We start from the raw sequence: 15,041 nt of genomic DNA, 5'->3' as shown, positions 1-15,041 counted from the left end.
ACAGGGGTTTCGGCGGCTATGGATGGCCGCCGATAAGCGACCCAGGGACGGGCTTGAGCGCCCCCTGTAAAGCCCCGCCCACCCCCAGGCCCCTGGCGACTACTCCACCCCGGAAGACAACCCCGCGAGCACGTCCCGGGCATGCTCGACCAGCGCCCCAGCCTCGATGGCCCCCCGCAGCCCGCTCATGAGCTCCTGGTAGAACCACAGGTTATGCATGGTCGCCAGGCGCGCACCGAGCATCTCGTTGCACTTTTCCAGGTGCTTCAGGTAGGCCCGCGAATACGAGGCACAGGTAGGGCAGCCGCATTCCGGGTCAATCGGCCGGGTGTCGTCGGCGAAACGGGCGTTGCGGATCTTCAGCACGCCACGGCGGGTGAAGTAGAAGCCGTTGCGGGCGTTGCGGGTGGGCATGACGCAGTCGAACATATCGACGCCGCGCAGCACCGCCTCGACGATGTCCTCGGGCCGGCCGACACCCATCAGGTAGCGCGGCGCGCCACCGGGCATGTGTGGCAGGGTCTCGTCCAGCACGTGCAGGCGCTCGTCCTCGGGCTCGCCGACAGACAGGCCGCCAATGGCATAGCCCGGAAAACCGATCTCGGTGAGCGCGGCGACGGACTCGCGCCGCAGGTCGCCGTGCATGCCGCCCTGGACAATGCCGAACAGCGCCGAGGGATTGTCGCCGTGCGCGGCCTTGGAGCGTTTGGCCCAGCGCATCGACAGCCGCATGGATTCGGCCGCCTGCTGTTCCGTGGCCGGGTACGGCGTGCACTCGTCGAAGCACATGACGATGTCGGAACCCAGCGCCCGCTGCACCGCCATCGACTCCTCCGGGCCCATGAAGATCTTCGCGCCATCGACCGGCGAGGCGAAGGTCACACCCTCCTCGGTGATCTTGCGCTTGTGCGCCAGGCTCCACACCTGGAAGCCGCCGGAATCGGTCAGGATTGGCCGCTTCCAGTTCATGAAGCCGTGCAGGCTACCGTGCTTTTTGATGATGTCGACGCCGGGGCGCAGCATCAGGTGAAAGGTGTTGCCCAGGATGATCTCGGCGCCGGTCTGGCGCACGTCTTCCGGCGTCATCGCCTTCACCGTGCCGTAGGTACCGACGGGCATGAACGCGGGCGTTTCAACGGTGCCGCGTTCGAAGGTCAGGCGGCCGCGGCGCGCGGCGCCATCGGTGTTAAGAAGCTCGAAATCCATGGCGGGGCCGCGCTCAGGCGCGGGCAGCAACCATCACGCGCTTGCCGTGCACCAGCTGCTCGTAGCCGTCGGTGGGCGGCGGCAGGACCTCGACGTCGCGGAAACCGACCTTCTCCATGCACCACACCAGCGCTTCCAGGCTGGGCACCAGGCAGATACCGGTGACGCTGGCCTCGGGGCCCTCGGTGTCGTCCATCTCGTCGATGATGGCGAACGACCCCTTCATCGGCCGCACGAAACGGTAGCTGCCGTAGTCGAGCATGCCGGACATATTCGGTGCCACCTGGGTCTCGATCACGCACAGGCCGGAGCACAGCTGGCGTGCCACGCGCAGTGCGCCCACCGGGTTTTCCACGTGGTAGAGCAGGCCCAGCATCAGCACCACGTCGAAGGTGCCCAGCGCGTCGGTATCGATCTCGAACACATCGCCCTGCTGGAACGACAGGCCGTCGTTGCCCTGCAGGCCGGCCATCAGGCTGGCGTCGCGGACGTGCCGCTCGCGGGCATCGATGCCCAGCACATCGGTCAGGCCGATGCCGGCCATCTGGTGCGCGAACCAGCCCTGGTGCGCGGCCAGGTCGACCGCCTTCAGCCCGGCAAAACCATGCGGATGCTCCGCCTTCAGCCGGCGCTCCAGCATGCCCCAGCGCGTGGCATGGATATGGTCCAGCTCACCCCCGTGATAGCTGGGCACCACGTCGCCACCCGGCAACTGGTAAGGATAGAACCACTCGCGGTCCATGGCTTGCTGAAGTGCGTCGGTCATGCGGATTGGGCTTGTTGGCTTGGGGGGCGGGTATTTTAGCTTGAAAGGGGGGAGGAGGGAGGAGGGAGGGGTTAGTCACGCGTCACGCGTCACGCGTCACCGATGAACATCGCGTCGCCGTAGCTGAAGAAGCGGTAGCGCTCGCGGACGGCTTCTTCGTAGGCGGCGAGGACAGCGTTGCGGCCGGCGAAGGCGCTGACCAGCATCAGCAGCGTGGATTCCGGCAGGTGGAAGTTGGTGATCATCGCGTCGATGGCGCGGAATTCGAAGCCCGGGTAGATGAAGATGCGCGAGTCGCCACTGAACGGCGCCAGCTCGCCCCCTGCCGCGGCCGTTTCAAGGCTGCGTACGCTGGTGGTGCCGACGGCGATGACCCGGCCACCGCGGGCGCGGGTGCGTGCGATCGCGTCGACAACGGCTTCGGGCACCTCGATATGTTCGGCGTGCATGGTGTGGTCCTCGATGCGCTCGGCGCGGACCGGCTGGAAGGTTCCCGCGCCCACGTGCAGGGTCACGTGCGCCTGGCGCACGCCCATGTCGTCCAGGCGCGCCAGCAGCGCGTCGTCAAAGTGCAGGCCGGCGGTGGGCGCGGCGACCGCGCCCGGCTTGTTCGCGTAGACGGTCTGGTAACGCTCGCGGTCGGCCTCGCTGTCCTCGCGCTCGATGTACGGCGGCAGCGGCATGTGGCCCTCGCGCTCCAGCAGCGCCGACAACGGCTCATCGGGTGAATGGAGCAGGAAGAAACTGTCCTCGCGGCCCAGCACCTCCAGGTTGCTGCCGCCATCCAGCGTGATATGGCTGCCCGCGGCCGGTTTCTTGCTGACCCGCAATTGCGCCAGGCAGCGATCGTCCGGCAGCAGTCGCTCCACCAGGATTTCCACCCGGCCGCCGGAGGCCTTGTGGCCATGCAGCCGCGCGGGAATCACCCGGGTATCGTTGAACACCAGCAGGTCGCCCGCGCGCAACAGCTCCGGCAGGTCGGCAAACTGACGGTGGGTGACGGCGCCGTTGGAGCGGCCCAGGCACAGCAGCCGGCTGGCGGTCCGGTCGGCCAGCGGATGCTGCGCGATCAGGGCCTGCGGCAACTCAAAGGTGAAATCACTCGTCTTCATCGCCAAGCCCCGCGGCAGCCTCTATACTTTTTCACTTTCATGACTCTCCCCGCCAACCCGGAATTGCCGATGCCTGTTCGCGTGTGCCAGCACCCTATCCTGCCTGAAAACCCGTCGCGCCGGGACCCGCGTTCTTGATTGCCCGCATCGACTGGCACGGTCGCGAGCTGGCCGTCGACCTGGCGCGCGGGCGCTCCATCGCCATCGGCCTGGATCCGCACGGGCCGCAGCCTGCCTTTTTTACCGAATCACCGGCAACCGCGGCGCCGATGCGCGCCGGCGGCTTTGTTGGCAGTGTCGCCGAAGGTGGCAGCTGCAATGCCGAGGTGGTGAATTTTATCCCGCATTGCCACGGCACTCACACCGAGTGCGTCGGCCACATCACCGCGCTCGCCGAGCACGTGCAGGACACGATCTACGCCGGTCCGGCGCTGGCACGCGTCGTCAGCCTGGCGCCGGCGGATGATGCCGATGGCAGCGTCAATGCCGGCGGGCCGGTGTACACCGATGCCGGCCTGGCGGCGGCCCTGGAAGCGGCCGGCGATGTGCCCTTCGATGCCCTGGTGATCCGCGCGCGGCCCGCCGATGAGGCGCTGAAGTCACGCGATTACGGCGAACACACTTACCCGGTACTGGAACCCGCGGCCATCCGGCGGCTGGCGGCGCTGCCACTGAAGCACCTGCTGATCGACACGCCATCGCTGGATACCGCCCACGATGGCGGCAAGCTGGCCAACCACCGAACCTGGTGGGGGCTGGGCAATGCGCCGGTGCACCCGGACACCGACGCCGGCCGCCGCAGCATCACCGAGATGATCTTCGCGCCGGACGACCTGGCCGACGGCTGGTACTGGTTGCAGCTGGAACTGTCACCGGTGCTGGGCGACGCCACGGCGAGCCGGCCGATGCTGTATCCCGTGGACGGCCTGGCGTGATCGAAAGCCTGGAGCACGCACGCGCCCTGGACAGCGACGACCCGCTGGCGCGATACCGCGACGCGTTCTGGATTCCCCGCGCGCCGGATGGCGGCGATGCGATCTACCTGTGCGGCCATTCGCTGGGCCTGCAGCCACGCGCGCTGGCCGCCACCATGGACGACGAACTGGGCAAGTGGCGGGCCCTGGGCGTCGACGGCCATTTCGCCGGCGAGCATCCGTGGGTGTCCATTCACGAAACCGTGCGCGGGCCGCTGGCGCGGCTGTCCGGCGCCCGTGCCGACGAAGTCGTGGCGATGAATTCGCTGACCGTGAACCTGCACCTGCTGATGCTCAGCTTCTACCGCCCGAACGGCGACCGGTGTCGCATTGTCATCGAACGCCAGGCCTTTCCGTCCGACCGTTATGCCGTCGAATCGCAGATCCGGCTGCACGGGCTGGATCCGGCCGAATGCCTGGTGGAGCTGGGGCCCGCGGACGGCGGCGACCTGCTCGATGAATCGGTGGTCGAGGACTACTTGCAACGCGAGGGCCAACACGTGGCCCTGGTACTGTGGCCGGGCGTGCACTACGCCACCGGGCAGCGGTTCGACCTGCGGCGTATTGTTGCGGCGGCGCACGGCGCGGGGGCACGGGTCGGCTTCGACCTGGCCCATGCCGCCGGCAACGTGCCACTGGCCCTGCATGACGACGGCGCCGACTTCGCCGCCTGGTGCACCTACAAGTACCTGAACAGCGGGCCGGGCGCGGTGGCCGCCGCCTTCGTGCACGCGCGGCACCACGACAACCCCGAACTGCCCAGGCTGCATGGCTGGTGGGGTGCCGACCCGGCCACCCGCTTCCGGATGGGCCCCGACTTTAACCCGGCGCCCGGTGCCGATGCCTGGCAGCTGTCCAACCCGCCGGTGCTGGCGCTGGCCCCGGTGCGGGCGTCGATGGCGCTGTTCGACGAGACCGGCATGGACCGGCTGCGTGCCAAGTCGCGGGCGATGACAGCGGCGCTGGACAACCTGGTGCGGACGCGGTTCGAGCACCTGCTGGACGTCGTGACGCCGTCCGACCCCGAGCGACGCGGCTGCCAGTTGTCCCTGCGCGTGCGCGCCGGGCGGGCGGCGGGACGCGCGCTGTTCACGTACCTGGCCGAGCGCGGCGTGGTCATCGACTGGCGCGAGCCGGACCTGCTGCGCCTGGCGCCGGTACCGCTGTACAACCGTTTCGAGGACCTGTGGCGGCTGGGCGAAGCCATCCATGACTGGAGCCAGCAGCCATGAAGATCGGCGACACCGGCGTTGTGACCATTGCCGGCGGTGGCCTGGCCGGGGCGCTGCTGGCCGCGATGCTGGCCGCGCAGGGTTTGCGGGTCGAAGTGTTCGAACGGCACGCGGATCCGCGCCTGGGCGACCCGCCCGATGGCCGCTCCATCAACCTTGCGCTGGCCGAGCGCGGCTGCCACGCGCTGCGGCTGGCCGGTCTCGACGACGCCGTCGACGAGTTCGTGCTGCCGATGACCGGGCGCATGATGCACGACCGGGAAGGTCGGCTGACGCCGCAGCCCTACGGCGCCGCCGGCGAGCGTATCTGGTCGTCGAACCGGGCACAGCTCAACTGCGTGCTGCTGAACGGCGCCGAAGCAACAGGTCGCGTCGACCTGCATTTCGGCCGCCGCATCGAAACGGTCGACTGGGATGCCCGGCAATTGCATTTCAGCGATGGCGAGAGCCGGTCCTTCGAGGTGCTGATCGGCGCCGATGGAGGCGGCTCGGTGGTCAGGCGCGCGATGGCGTCACACACCGATATCGGCGCGCGCGAGGAACTGCTGGAACACGGTTACCGCGAGCTGTCCATTCCGCCCGCCGCCGACGGCGGATTCGCGATGGACGCGCGCTCGCTGCACATCTGGCCACGCGGCGGCTTCATGCTCATCGCCCTGCCCAACCTCGATGGCAGCTTCACGGCCACGCTGTTCCTGCCCAAGGACGGTGATCCGGGCTTCTCGGCACTGGGCGACTGGCCGGCGCAGCAAGCGTTCATGCAACGTGAGTTCCCGGACGCTGTACCACTGATGACGGACATGCAGGCCGAATTCCGGGACAACCCCGTTGGCTTGCTGGGCACCATCCGCTGCCGCCAGTGGCACCTGGGTGGCACGGCGGCCCTGCTGGGCGATGCAGCGCACGCCATCGTGCCCTTTCACGGCCAGGGCATGAACGCGGCGTTTGAGGACTGCGAGGTGATGGGGCGGCTGGTGCGCGACCGCGACCGTGACTGGAGCGAGGTGTTCGCACAATACCAGGCCCTGCGACGTGACAACGCCAACGCCATCGCCGACATGGCGCTGGAGAACTACCGGGTGATGCGTGAATCGGTGGCCGACCCGCGTTTCCTGCTGCGCAAGGCGCTGGAGCACGAACTGGAGCGGCGCTTCGGCGACCGCTTCATCGCCCGCTACTCACTGGTGATGTTCCATCGCCTGCCCTATGCCGAGGTCTTCCGCCGCGGCAACACCCAGGCCGCCATCCTGGAAACCCTGCTGGACGGCGCGGACGGGCTCGACGATATCAGCTTCGACCAGGCGCGACGCCTGGTCGAAGCGGAATTGGCACCTATTCGCAGCTGACCGGGTTGGTCAGCTTCTCCACCACGTCGGTGCGGTCGACGTTACCGGACAGCGGTGACTCGAACAGGTAGTTCAGGGTCCAGGTGCCCTCGTCTTCGGAGAAGAAGTCGGCCATCAGCGTACCCACCTCCGAGAAGCTGATCTCCGCCGTGTTGCCAGCGCAGCTGGCGCAGTAGCCTTCGAACTGCAGCAACGACATCTCGCCCGCGTCCGCGGTGCCCGAGGCCGTGAGCCAGCGCGGCTCGCCCGAGTCATCGAACAGGTAGTGGATGTGGCCCTGGTTGTTGCCGTCGACCAGCACGCTGGCGCCACCCAGGCCGGCCGTGCCGCGGTACCAGCTGCCACTGATGCTCTGCTCGGAGCCACCCACTGTTGGGCAGCCGCGCGCCAGCGCTTCCATCCGGTCCGTTCCGGACTGGCCGTACAGGGTCCAGCTGAAGACCTGGTCGTGCGTGTCCAGCACCGTGATGGTCATCTCGCCCACCACTGCGCCCCACTGGGTCTGGCCATCGTTGGTGAACCGGTACAGGTCCGCGGTCCAGGCATTGCCGCCTTCGTCCGGCCCGGAAGCCAGGTACCAGGCCGGCTGGCCCGTGCTGTCAAAGGTGTACCAGAGGAACGCCCGGTTGGGCCCGCCGACGTTGTACTCGTAACCCTGGCGCAGCCCTGGCCGCGAGGCCGGCTGCCACAGGCCCCAAGACGGCTCGATGACGTTATCGCCCGCCTCGAGGTCGGCCTGCACGGTCACCACGGCGGTCGAGCCGCCATTGTTGCTGACCACGGCATACCAACGTCCGGGGGAGACCGATTCGCCACCGGTGACCACCGGGTTCTCGATCACGATTTCCGGCCCCACGCCGCCACTGCCGCTCATCGTCGCCTCGGCGCTGCCAGCGGGCAGCGGTGCCGCGTTCGGTGCACTGGTGAAAGCGCCGTCGAAATCACGACGGTACAGGGACAGCTCCAGGCCGTTGTTCTGCTCGGCATTGCCACCGGAAGCGCTGACGGTCAGCTTGCTGGTACCCGGGGGCACGTCGATGACCAGGTTTTCCCTGGACTCGCCGGCCGCCAGCGCGAAGCGGTGCGAGCGTTCGTCGGCCAGCACACGGGTCGGGAAGCTACCCAGGCCGGAGCGCTGGAACCACACCGGCACCACGCCGATGTCACCCGGGGTGGCCTGGCTGCGGCCGATGGCAATGGCGCCCATCAGGCGCTGGCCCGGCACCGCCGCGACGTTGTCCCAGCCCACCTGCAGCGGGAAGGTCGCGCCGCCCTCGACAATTCCGGGGCCGGTGGCGACCAGGTTGGAGTCAGCGCTTTCGGCCACCACACCCCAGACCAGGGTCGCATCCTGCTCGGTGGTGCCGTTGCCGGCGCCGCCTTCATCGATGCCGTCTTCCCAGTTCTGCACCACGATCCACCACTGGCCTTCGCGCGGGGTGAAAATGTCGCAGAGCTCGAGGTCTTCCGGCGTGGTGCTGGCGCACAGTTCTTCAGACTCGTCCGCCAGGCCATTGCCGTTGGTGTCGTAGCCAACGAACAAGTCGAGATCGAGTGCGTCCGACGCCTCGGTGCTGGAATGCAGCCACAGCGCATCGGCCGGCACGTTAACCAGCTGGGTAAATGTGCCTGCGCCACCGTCGTAAGCGTTATCGAACGACGGATCTTCGACCAGCCCCTCGGTGCGTTTTTGCAGGCCAACGAAACCACCGGCGCTATAGACGCCCTGGGTGATCTCGGCCAGTCCTGACAGCTCGAACACCTGGGTGCCGGCGCCCTGGTCACTGGCAATGTCCAGCTCTGCAGGCAGGTCACCGCCGGAGGCAAACACCGCGACCACCATGGACGCGTCGGGCACAGCATCGGCGGTCATGCGAATCTCGCCGAACACCCAGTCGCCGATCTGGCTCGAGCCGGTGACGTCGACGGTAATGGCCAGTGACTGCTCGGCGCCGTCAGCCAGCGTAAACGTGCCTGGCGTCACCGTGACCTCCACGCCTTCCGGGAAATCCATCGGCGTGACGGTCCACTCCTTGCCCGGCACCAGTGGCTTCACGACGCGCGTGAATTCACAGCTGTCGGCGCAGTTGGCGTCCATCAGGCTGGGCAGGTTCAGGTTGCGCGGCTCGCCGCCAAACGCGGGGTTCGCGGCGGAGAAATTGGTCCAGGTCTCGTCGAAATAGAGGCCTGCGCGCGCGGCTTCACTGAGCCGCGGGCGGCCATGGCCGACCTCGTGCAGGGTCGCCGGCTCGCCCACCTCGTTGCGGGCCAGTTCCCGCGTCGCGGTGAGCTGCAGGGCGGAAGCGATCATCGCAGGGGTCGTATCCGGGTCGACCGCCCGCAACAGCGCGGCAGCACCGGCTACGTGCGGCGAGGCCATCGAGGTGCCGTTCAGGAACACGAAGCCGGACTGCGCGCCCGCGCCTTCGCTGGACGCACCCAGGATGTCAAAGCCCGGTGCGAGAAGGTTCGGTTTCAGGATATCTTCGGCGGGCGGCCGCGTCGGGCCGCGCGAGGAGAAGCTGCTGAGCAGGTCGCCGGCGCTGTCGACGTGGGCAATGGTGAATCCGGAGAAAGCGGCCTGGTGGCCAATGCCGCTATCCAGCCAGGACCGCAGGATGTCGCCGTCGGTCTTGCCGACATGGGTAGCCGGCAGGCAGTGTTCGTCGCTGTCGGTGGCTTCACCGTTCAGCTCGGTGTTGGCCAGCACATAACCGGCGGCGCCGGCCTCCAGGACGTTCTTGCCCTTCTCGACCCGGCCATAGGTGCCGCGGTCGCAGACGACGATCTTGCCGGTGAAGGTGCCGTCCTCGAACGGGTTTGAAGCACCGGTATTGTCTTCACAGAACTGGCCCAGTTCAGCAGGGCCCGTGCCGCAGAGCGGGAAACCGTAGTCGGCGGCGTGAACGATATCGGTCAGGCCCAGCGGGCTCTGGTCCGTTCCGCTGGTGCCGTACATGTCCATCGGCGGGGTCGTGTCGCCGCCCTGCATGTTCTGCAGCACGTTGGCAAACACGCGGTCGTGCGTGGCGCTGCCCACAGCGACGATCCACGGCGCCATCGCCGGGTTGCCGACGCTGCCCGCCGCGGGGCCGTCATTGCCGGCCGAGGTGGCGACGAAAATGCCGGCCTCGTAGGCCTCCAGGAACGCCATGGCCGTCGGTGCCTGCCACGGTGAGAACGGGCCGGAACCGATCGAGTAGTTGATCACGTCGACTTCGTCGAGGATGGCCTGGTCGATGGCCTCCAGCAGGGCTGACGACTGGCAGCCATCGTCATCGAAATCGTCCGGGTCACCCAGGAAACAGGCGCGGTAGGACACAATGTTGGCATTGGGCGCGACACCGGACAGCACCAGCGGCGAGCTGCCGATGGACAGCCCGGACAGCGGGTTGCCGGCGGCGATCGACGATACGTGCGAGCCGTGGTCGGTATTGTCGCGGCCGTCGGTGTTCTCCTCGACCACTTCCGTGTTCGGGTCATCCTCGACAAAGTCGTAAACACCCACGAGCTTGTCGTTACACAGCACGTCCTCCTGCGAACACAGCCCCAGTTGTTCGCCATAAGGATTGACGAAGTCATAACCGCCATCGTCACCGGCATCCGCGAATGACAGGTGCTCCCAGTTGATGCCGGAATCGATGATACCAACGACAACACCCTCGCCCTCGGTGGCCGGGATACCGTCCAGGCCGTTCCAGATGGCGTCCGCGCCAATCCAGACCGGGCCGGAATCGGTGTTCATCCGGTGGACCAGGTCCGGGTAAATGCCGGCGATGCCGTCCAGCTTGCCCAGGCGCTTGACCTCGGTGGCGTCCAGGTCAACCGCGATACCGTTGGTGGCGACGCGGTAGCGGCGCGCCGGTTCCAGGTCGCGGCCCAGCAGGGCCGAGGCACGGGCCTCGATGTCACGCTGGCTGGCATCCAGCACGGCCATGTAGCTGGCGGCCGTGGGCGAATGGACGTTTAGCCGGCCGGCGGGCAGCTTCGCCGCCGAGTGCCGGGCGCTGGTCAGCACCGCGGTGTCGCGGGGTGCATTCGACAGGTGCCTGACCAGGGGGTCATCGGCGTAGATGACGATGTATCGCTGCGTCGTCGCGGTGGTCCGGCGGCCGTCGGCGGATTTACCCAGTGCCGTGGACGCCAGTGCCGCGGCCAGCAGCACAATAAGCGCCCGGGCCGGGCGACTGTTCAGGAAAGTGGACATGACTCGGGTACCCCTCATTAATCCGAAACGGCCTGTCGCATGGTGACAAGCTCCTCGGCCGCCGTCGGATGGATGCCGATGGTGGCGTCAAATTGTTCTTTCGTCAGGCCGCATTTTACGGCCACGGCGAAGCCCTGGACAATCTCTGGTGCGTCAGGGCCGACCACGTGCAGGCCCACAACCTTGCGGGTCTCACGGGCCACGATCATTTTCATCAGCGCCTTTTCCTGGCGCCCGGACAGCGTGTGCTTCATCGGCCGGAACTCTGACCTGTAGACGTCGATGTCGCCGTAGTGGTTCCGTGCCTCGTGTTCCGGCCAGCCCACGCTGCCCACCTGCGGCTGTGAAAATACCGCCGAAGGCACGAAGGCATGGTCGACCGGGCGCGGCATGCCGCCAAACTGAGTGTCGGCGAACGCGTGGCCCTCGTGCAGGGCCACCGGCGTCAGGTTGACCCGGTGGGTGATGTCGCCCACCGCGAACACGCTGTCGACATTGGTCTTCGAGTATTCGTCGACCGGCACGGAGCCGTCCGCGCGCACGTCCACGCCGGCCGCCCGCAGTCCCAACCCTTCGGATTTTGGCACTCGGCCGGTTGCGTACATCACGCAGTCGGCGTCGATCTCGTCGCCGCTGTCGAGCGTGGCGCGTAGCGCGCCGTCCACCGGCCGGATGGCCTGGATGTTGTCCTCGAGGTGGAAGCGCACGCCTTTCGCCGTCATTTCGCGCCCGACCACGCGCCGCACATCATCATCAAACCCGCGCAACACCGCGTCACCGCGATAGACCTGGTGGGTTTCCGAGCCCAGGCCATTGAAGATGCCGGCAAACTCGCAGGCGATATAGCCGCCGCCGACCACGATGACCCGGCCGGGCAGCGACTCCAGGTGAAACGCCTCGTTGGAGGTGATGACATGCTCACGGCCGGGAAAGTCCGGTACCCAGGGCCAGCCGCCCACGGCCAGCAGGATGCGCTCCGCGGTGATGCGGCGTTCGCCCACGGCCACGGTATGCGGGTCCACCAGGGTGCCGCGACCCTCGACCAGGTCCACGCCTGAGCCGGACAGCAGCGACTGGTAGATCCCTTCCAGCCGGTCGATTTCGCGGTCCTTGTTGGCGACCAGGGTCGCCCAGTCGAAGCGCGTTTCGCCCACGGTCCAGCCGAAACCGGCGGCATCCTCGAATTCCTCGGCGAAATGTGCCGCGTACGACAGCAGTTTCTTCGGTACGCATCCGCGGATCACGCAGGTACCGCCGACGCGGCTTTCCTCGCAGATTCCCACGCGCGCGCCATGCCCCGCGGCGATACGGGCGGCACGGACGCCGCCGGAACCGGCGCCGATGACAAACAGGTCGTAATCGTACTGGGACATGTAAAACGGAACTCCGGAATATGGCAGGCGGCCGGTTAATCTAACAGGCCGGCGTGTGAATGCCTATGTGCGGCTTATGAAGCAGTTGCATGGACTTGCCCGGAAACAGCCCGTAGCATTAGCGCCCAGGCCGCTTTCCGACCATCGATGCTACAAGCCACCCACCTGACCCTGGAACGCCATTTCCACCCGGTGTTCGCCCCGGTCGACCTCGACGTCGCCGCGGGAGAACTGTGGGTGCTGACCGGCGCGAACGGATCGGGCAAGACCACGCTGCTGCGGCTGCTCGCCGGCCTGGGGGCACCCAGCTCCGGCCACGTGACCCGCCGCGTTGCCACGGCCTGGATTGGCCACCGCCTGGCGCTGAAAGACGACCTGGACGTGCTCGAAAACCTGCGGCTGGCGCGGGATTTCGCCGGCTCGCCCACTGCCGACCTGCAGGCCGCGGCCGAGCGGGTGGGCCTGGCGGCGGCGACACGGCAAATGGCCGGAACGCTGTCAGCCGGCCAGCGCAAGCGCTGCGCCCTGGCCCGGCTGCTGCTGGCCCCGGCGTCGTTATGGCTGCTGGATGAACCCTATGCCAACCTGGACCGCGAAGGCGCGGCCATGCTGGACGGGCTGCTGGCGGCGCACCTGGCCAGTGGTGGTGCCTGTGTCATGAGTACGCACGGCGACCTGAAACCGGCCATCGCCGGCTTCCGGGAACTCGCCATCCGGCCGGCGGAGGCGGACGCATGAACGACCACGGGCCACAATCACCCGCCGGGGCCGCGTTCGGCCCGGTGTTCCGCCGTGACCTGAAGCTCGCCTTCCGGCGACGCGCGGAAATCCTGCAGCCGCTGGTGTTCCTGGCCGTCGTCGTCAGCCTGTTCCCCCTGGGAGTGAGCCCGTCGCCGCAAAGGCTGGCCGATATGGCCCCCGGCGTGATCTGGATTGCCGCGCTGCTGGCCACGGTGATGTCGCTGGACACGCTGTTCCGCGCTGACTGGGACGACGGCAGTATCGAGCAGTGGGTGGTCTCCGGCCATTCGCTGACACTGGTGGCCCTGGCCCGGGTCTGCGCGCACTGGCTGGTGGCGGGGCTGCCCATCGTGCTGCTGTCACCGCTGCTTTCGGTGTGGATGCAGTTGCCGGCCGAAGGCGCTGTCATATTGGCGCTGACACTGGCCATCGGCACGCCGACGCTGAGTGCCATCGGCGCCATCGGCAGCGCGTTGACCGTGGGTGCCCGTCGTGGCGGTCAGTTGCTTTCACTGCTGGTCTTCCCGCTCTACGTGCCGGTGCTGATCCTCGCCACCAACGCGACAGGGGCGGCCGTGGACGGCTTGCCTTACAATGGGCAGCTTGGCCTGATGGTGGCCATGCTGGTGGCGGCCGCGACGCTGGCGCCATTCGCCATTGCCGCCGCCCTCAGGCTGAGCCTGGAATGACCGTCGACGACCGATAATGAGCCGACTCAAGCGACTGTTTCACCAATTCGGATCCCCGCCCTGGTTCTACCGCTTCAGCGGCAAGCTGGTGCCGTGGTTGTGGGCGGCGTTCGTGTTGCTGACCGCCTGGGGCCTGTTCCAGGGCCTGGTGCTGGCGCCGCCGGACTACCAGCAGGGCGAGAGCGTGCGCATCATGTACATCCACGTGCCATCGGCCTGGATGTCATGGATGATCTACCTGTTCATGGCCGTTTTCGGTATCTGCGCACTGGTCTGGCGCGTCCGCGTGGCGGAAATTCTGATGATCTGCAGCGCCCCGGTGGGCGCCGCCTTCACGATCGTCACCCTGGCCAGCGGCTCGCTCTGGGGCCGCCCCACCTGGGGCACGTACTGGGTCTGGGACGCGCGGCTGACATCGGAACTGGTGCTGCTGTTCCTGTACCTGGGCGTCATCGGCCTCTACAACGCCTACGACGAGCCACGAAAGGCCGCCCGCGCCGCGTCACTGCTGGCGATCGTCGGCGTGGTGAACGTGCCGATCATCCATTTCTCGGTGAACTGGTGGAACACGCTGCACCAGCCGGGCAGCATCGGCATGAGTGGCAGCAGCATTCACCCGTCCATGCTCTGGCCGCTGCTGATCATGGCGGTCGCCACCAAGTTCTACTACGGCGCCTGCCTGCTGACGCGCGCGCGCAACCAGCTGCTCGAGCAGGACCGCGGCAAGCGCTGGGCGCGCGAGGTGCTGATGGAGGGCTCATCGTGAACCATACGCCGTTCATACTGTCTGCCTACGCGATTGCCGTGGTCGTACTGGCCTGGTGCGCGATCGCGCCCGTGTTGCGCGGCCGCCGCTTCCGCAAGTCCTGGCTGGCCGGGCATCGCGCGGCGCCCAAACCCGATCAAAACGGAACCCCCGACTGACCATGCACCCCGTTCGCAGACGCCGGCTGTTCGGCATCCTCATCATTCTCGTTGGCGTGGGCGTTGCCGCCGCGCTGCTGACCTGGTCATTGCGCCAGAACATGCTGTACTTCATCAGCCCCAAGGACGTGCAGGCGCAGTCCCTGCCGCCGGATCGGGCCTTCCGCCTGGGTGGCCTGGTCGAGCTGGGTTCCGTGCGCCGCGCCGACGACGGCCTGCAGGTCGAGTTCGTGGTCACCGACGGCGTCGCCTCGGTTCCGGTGCGTTTCGACGGCATCCTTCCGGACCTGTTCCGCGAAGGCCAGGGCATCATTGCCCGCGGCACGCTGGGGGCCGACGGCGTGTTTACCGCGGCCGAGGTGCTGGCCAAGCACGATGAGAACTACATGCCCCCGGAAGTGGCCGAGGCGCTGCGCGAAGCCGGTCACCCGATGGGCGGCCAGCCTGTTGAAGACAACGGCGAGGGCTGAA

13 protein-coding genes are annotated in these 15,041 nt (G+C 67.5%); 8 read left to right on the top strand and 5 right to left on the bottom strand.

Translation table 11 applies throughout. From position 1 onward, the window contains the following. Positions 1 to 99 precede the first annotated feature (99 nt). The 3 genes from tgt to queA form a co-directional block, all read right to left on the bottom strand. Positions 100 to 1,206 (bottom strand): tRNA guanosine(34) transglycosylase Tgt, encoded by a 1,107-nt coding sequence (gene tgt / locus F3N42_RS12890; RefSeq protein ID WP_150864880.1) that lies wholly within the window; start codon positions 1,204 to 1,206, stop codon positions 100 to 102. Positions 1,207 to 1,219: 13 nt separating this feature from the next. Next, a complete protein-coding gene (locus tag F3N42_RS12885; RefSeq protein WP_150864879.1) occupies positions 1,220 to 1,972 on the bottom strand; it encodes a class I SAM-dependent methyltransferase in 753 nt (250 codons plus the stop codon). 89 nt (positions 1,973 to 2,061) lie between these two features. Beyond that, the gene (gene queA / locus F3N42_RS12880) at positions 2,062 to 3,084 is read right to left on the bottom strand and encodes a tRNA preQ1(34) S-adenosylmethionine ribosyltransferase-isomerase QueA (RefSeq protein ID WP_150864878.1); all 1,023 of its coding nucleotides are present in this window, start codon (positions 3,082 to 3,084) and stop codon (positions 2,062 to 2,064) included. Between the two features lie 134 nt (positions 3,085 to 3,218). Between queA and F3N42_RS12875 the strand changes: the two genes are divergently transcribed. The 3 genes from F3N42_RS12875 to F3N42_RS12865 are packed head-to-tail and all read left to right on the top strand — an operon-like array spanning position 3,219 to position 6,636. Beyond that, positions 3,219 to 4,019, top strand: coding sequence for a cyclase family protein (locus F3N42_RS12875; RefSeq protein WP_150864877.1), 801 nt, complete (start codon positions 3,219 to 3,221; stop codon positions 4,017 to 4,019). After that, the gene (gene kynU / locus F3N42_RS12870) at positions 4,016 to 5,290 is read left to right on the top strand and encodes a kynureninase (RefSeq protein ID WP_150864876.1); all 1,275 of its coding nucleotides are present in this window, start codon (positions 4,016 to 4,018) and stop codon (positions 5,288 to 5,290) included. Before F3N42_RS12875 ends, kynU begins: the two co-directional genes overlap by 4 nt. Beyond that, positions 5,287 to 6,636 carry an FAD-dependent oxidoreductase gene (locus F3N42_RS12865; protein WP_150864875.1) on the top strand — a complete coding sequence of 450 codons (1,350 nt, stop codon included), beginning with the start codon at positions 5,287 to 5,289 and terminating at the stop codon, positions 6,634 to 6,636. Before kynU ends, F3N42_RS12865 begins: the two co-directional genes overlap by 4 nt. Here the strand turns inward: F3N42_RS12865 and F3N42_RS15870 are convergent. Both F3N42_RS15870 and gor read right to left on the bottom strand, forming a co-directional pair. Continuing rightward, positions 6,623 to 10,843 carry a S8 family serine peptidase gene (locus tag F3N42_RS15870; protein WP_191621407.1) on the bottom strand — a complete coding sequence of 1,407 codons (4,221 nt, stop codon included), beginning with the start codon at positions 10,841 to 10,843 and terminating at the stop codon, positions 6,623 to 6,625. The genes F3N42_RS12865 and F3N42_RS15870 overlap by 14 nt on opposite strands. Before the next feature lie 17 nt (positions 10,844 to 10,860). Beyond that, positions 10,861 to 12,216: a glutathione-disulfide reductase gene (gene gor, locus F3N42_RS12855; protein WP_150864873.1), complete on the bottom strand. Its 1,356-nt coding sequence runs from the start codon at positions 12,214 to 12,216 to the stop codon at positions 10,861 to 10,863. A gap of 147 nt (positions 12,217 to 12,363) precedes the next feature. Between gor and ccmA the strand changes: the two genes are divergently transcribed. From ccmA to ccmE, 5 genes are read left to right on the top strand one after another with little or no spacing between them, the layout of a single operon-like run. Beyond that, complete coding sequence (ccmA, locus tag F3N42_RS12850; RefSeq protein ID WP_150864872.1) at positions 12,364 to 12,954, top strand: heme ABC exporter ATP-binding protein CcmA; 591 nt, start codon at positions 12,364 to 12,366, stop codon at positions 12,952 to 12,954. Continuing rightward, positions 12,951 to 13,646 (top strand): heme exporter protein CcmB, encoded by a 696-nt coding sequence (gene ccmB / locus F3N42_RS12845; RefSeq protein ID WP_150864871.1) that lies wholly within the window; start codon positions 12,951 to 12,953, stop codon positions 13,644 to 13,646. Before ccmA ends, ccmB begins: the two co-directional genes overlap by 4 nt. Before the next feature lie 16 nt (positions 13,647 to 13,662). Beyond that, complete coding sequence (locus tag F3N42_RS12840) at positions 13,663 to 14,412, top strand: heme ABC transporter permease (protein WP_150864870.1); 750 nt, start codon at positions 13,663 to 13,665, stop codon at positions 14,410 to 14,412. Next, entirely contained in the window at positions 14,409 to 14,570 is a 162-nt protein-coding gene (gene ccmD, locus F3N42_RS15645; RefSeq protein WP_191621406.1) for a heme exporter protein CcmD, read from the top strand. The genes F3N42_RS12840 and ccmD overlap by 4 nt, the downstream gene beginning before the upstream one ends. A gap of 2 nt (positions 14,571 to 14,572) precedes the next feature. Next, positions 14,573 to 15,040, top strand: a complete 468-nt coding sequence (ccmE, locus tag F3N42_RS12830) for a cytochrome c maturation protein CcmE (protein WP_150864868.1) — start codon at positions 14,573 to 14,575, stop codon at positions 15,038 to 15,040. Position 15,041: the final 1 nt, after the last annotated feature.

The organism is Marinihelvus fidelis (assembly GCF_008725655.1).
GTDB classification, from domain to species: Bacteria; Pseudomonadota; Gammaproteobacteria; order Xanthomonadales; family SZUA-36; genus Marinihelvus; species Marinihelvus fidelis.
The sequence above is the reverse complement of the archived record's forward strand: the minus strand, read 5'-3'. Positions and strand labels throughout refer to the sequence as shown.